Consider the following 3,480-nt stretch of genomic DNA (forward strand, 5'->3'; position numbering starts at 1 on the left):
CCTCCACACCTGCGCCCGTGCGCGCGTCCGCGCCCGTGGCGCCCACGTCCACGCCCGGGCCCGCCGCCCCTGCGTCCACACCCGTTGAGGCCGCGTCCGCGCCTGCCACGAGCGCGCCTTCAGCAACCGTGCCCTCTACGCCTGCATCTGTGCCTGCGACGGCTACATCGGACGCGACGAGCAGCTCGCCTCCCGCTGGCTCGGAGGACGCACCTTCTGCCACATCGCCAGCGGCCGCGCGTCCCTCAGAGGGCCCCACGACCGTCCCACCAGCAGATGCGTCCCCCGCCACGTCGTCTGAGCCGACCAGGGGCTCGTCGGCCGTCACGCCTCTGAGCGATGGACGCCTGGACGCGCCGCCCGACTCCATGCCACAGACCGGATCTTCGCCGGTTGCCGCCGCCCCTCCGTCCATGCCGGACGCAACAGCGATGCAGCCCACCTCACCTGGCGACGACTCGTCTTCGCCAGGGACAGCCAAGCCATCGGCATCGTCAACGCCGTCGCCTTCTAACCCGGCGCGTGCCGCTGCTGGTTCCGTGGCTGCTGACCTTGCGAGTGGCCTGGTTGCGGAAGCGTCCGAGCCGGCCGTAGCGCTTTCGTCTTCAGCAGCGTCGGAGTCGCCTGACATCACGTCACCGACGTCTGCATCAGGCGCCGAGCTTTCGGCATCGCCAGCGCCCTCGGCGTCGGCGCCTCCTAACCCGGCGCATGCCGCTGCTGGCTCGGTGGCTGCCGGCCTTGCGAGTGGCCTGGTTGCGGATACGTCTGGGCCGGCCGCGTCTTCAGCAGCGTCGGAGTCACTTGGCACCGCTTCGCCGACGTCCGCGTCAGGCGTGGGCGCGGCGCCGCCTGCGTCATTTGGCGGAGACTCGGCGGAGGCAGCCGAGTCGTTGGAGGCGCCGACTACCTCTCGACTCACACCTATCTCGGCCGACTTCGCAACACCCGAGCCGGAGTCTGCGGCTGAGCCGGGTCCGGACGTGCCTTCGCCACCCGCTACCCGCTCGTCCTCAAGCATGTCGCCTGGAGCAGCGCCGCCTGGCGCCACCCAGTCTTCGCCTGTATCGGGCGTGGTTGTAGCGTCACCTGACGCATCTGCCGAAGACTCGGCTTTGGGACAGGCAGTCGAGCCGACGGCAACGTCCAATACCTTGACCGCCGAATCCTCTCGACCTGCGCCTACTACGGCTGGTTCTGAAGCAGCAGTTGCGCCTACGTCCGGTCCGGCCCCGGACGTGCCTGCACCAGCCGCAACGTCCTCGTCCTCAAGCACGCCATCTGCCACAGCGGCGCATCGCAATACCTTGCCTTCGCCCGCCAGCGGCGAGTGGATGGCGTCTACTGCGCCGCCCGAGGGTCACGCGCAAAAGGTTGAGCCGCCGGACTCCTCGTCGACCGCGCCAGGGCCGGGAACGGGGGCTGCAGGAGAGGCGGCCGCTGGAACAGTTCGCAGCGCCTGGTCTACGCCTGCGCCAGCCGTACCGTCCTCACCTTCGGTTGCGTCGCCTGGCGCGGGCCTGTCTCCCACCACGCCGGGCGCGGTTGTGTCGCCTGGTGCGACGTCCTCTCCGGGCACGCGGTGGGGGACGGTCGGGACGGGCCTGCCGTCGGCCGCTCGCCCGGACGGGGTGGTGGGCCCGGCGAGCGGCCCCTACAGCGCGCCGACATCGCCGCCACCGGCTACGGTGCCGCGCGGCGGAGGCTATCCCGCCGTGCCGCGCGCTTCCAGCGTGGCGGTGCCCCTCGTGCGGACGACACTGCCACCGCAAGTGTTCTCTCCAACGCCTCCCAGGAAGGGACGGCGGGGACTGGTTCTGGGACGACGGAGGGTCCCGCCGGTACTGGTCGCTGGCATCGCAGCCCTGCTGGTGGCGGCGGTCCTGGTCGCGGTGGGGCAGATCGGTGGAGGGGCGTGCGACGGACGGTTGACGTTGAGCATCGCAGCCGACCCGGCGGTTGCTCCGGCGGTCACAGCCTTGGCCGGACGGTACAACGGTGAGGAACACGAGGTCGGCGGACGGTGTGCCGAGGTGACCACGAACACGATGCCGTCCTCCGCAATGGCACTGGCTCTAGGCGGGGACCGGTCGGCTGCCCAAGCGCGCGCGGACGCCTACATCCTCGACTCTTCACTCTGGCTAGAGGTGGCGGGACGGACCGCTGAACGGACCGAGACCGCACTGCCCAGACCGATGGGCTCTGTGGCGACCTCTCCGGTGGTGTTCGCGCGGTCCAAGGGGCACACCGCGAGCGGCCTGTCATGGCGAAGCATGGCGCCTGGGCAGGGGCCGTCCCTCAGATTCCTCGGTCCCGAGCAGAACTCCGCCGGAATGATCGCGCTGCTCATGGCACGGCAGGCCGCCGGGACGGGCCAGAAGGCGCTGGCCGCGTTCACGGGCATCCTGCAGTCCGCGCAGAGCGAGGGCGGCATGGCGGCGGACCAGGCGTCCGCGTTCGACGGTCTTGTCCGCTTCGGCGGTGGAAGCACGCCGGTTCTAGCGGTTTCGGAGCAGGCCGTCTGGCGTCATGCGGTCGCGGGTGGCGCTCCCGTGGAGGCCGCGCTTCCGGCGGACGGCACCATGAACCTGGACTTCCCGCTGATCGTCGCCGCTGGCGGCAAGGCCGAGGTGGCGCGGCAATTTATGAAGGCCCTTGGTTCCGGTGCGGGGGAGCTGGCCAAAGCGGGCCTCCGCCCGGCGGGCGGGGGCACGGCTCCGGCCGTGTCGGCGGTGACCGGGATCGCGACGGCGACCGGTGGGACACCCCCGAAACCGGGCGCGGTCATCGAGACATTGGAGATGTGGCGGCGCATGCGGCTCGGCACCCGCATGCTGACGGTGGTCGATGTCTCCGGTTCGATGCTGGAGAAGGTCCCCGGCACCAGGCGGACGCGGATGGCCGTGACCGCAGGTGAGGTCGAGAAGGGCATGTCGCTCCTGCCGGACTCCGCGGACGCGGGCCTCTGGGCCTTCTCGACGGGCATGGACGGTCCACGCCCCTACAAGGAACTCGTGCCGCTAGGACGGCTCGGCGGCATCGAGGGAACGCTCACCCACCGCGCGGTCATGCAGCAGGCGCTCGGGAAGATGCGGGCCAAGCCCGACGGCGACACGGGCCTGTACGACTCGGTGATCGCCGCGTACAGACGTGTCAAGGCCGGCTACCGGGCCGACATGATCAACGTGGCCCTGGTGCTGACGGACGGCCGTAACGACTTCACCGGCGGGCTCTCCGAGCAGGCCCTCCTGGCGCAGTTGAAGGCCGAGTACGACGCCGAACGTCCAGTGCAGGTCGTCGGCATCGCCTTCGGACCGGACGTCGACCTGGGCGCACTGCAACGGATCGCCAAGGCCACAGGCGGCGCCGCGTACCAGATCCGCGACCCGGGACAGATCCACGCACTCTTCCAGCAGTCCGCCGCACTGAAGATCTGCGACAACCCCCGCCAATGCCCCACAGGCTAATTCCGTCCCCACC

Annotated in this window: 1 protein-coding gene; it reads left to right on the forward strand. The window is 70.5% G+C overall.

The window, feature by feature from the left end; genetic code table 11:
* Positions 1-2,204 precede the first annotated feature (2,204 nt).
* Positions 2,205-3,467, forward strand: coding sequence for a VWA domain-containing protein (locus E1298_RS45285; protein WP_165975968.1), 1,263 nt, complete (start codon positions 2,205-2,207; stop codon positions 3,465-3,467).
* Positions 3,468-3,480: the final 13 nt, after the last annotated feature.

Origin of the sequence: Actinomadura rubrisoli (assembly GCF_004349215.1) — a bacterium.
Classification (GTDB): Bacteria; Actinomycetota; Actinomycetes; order Streptosporangiales; family Streptosporangiaceae; genus Spirillospora; species Spirillospora rubrisoli.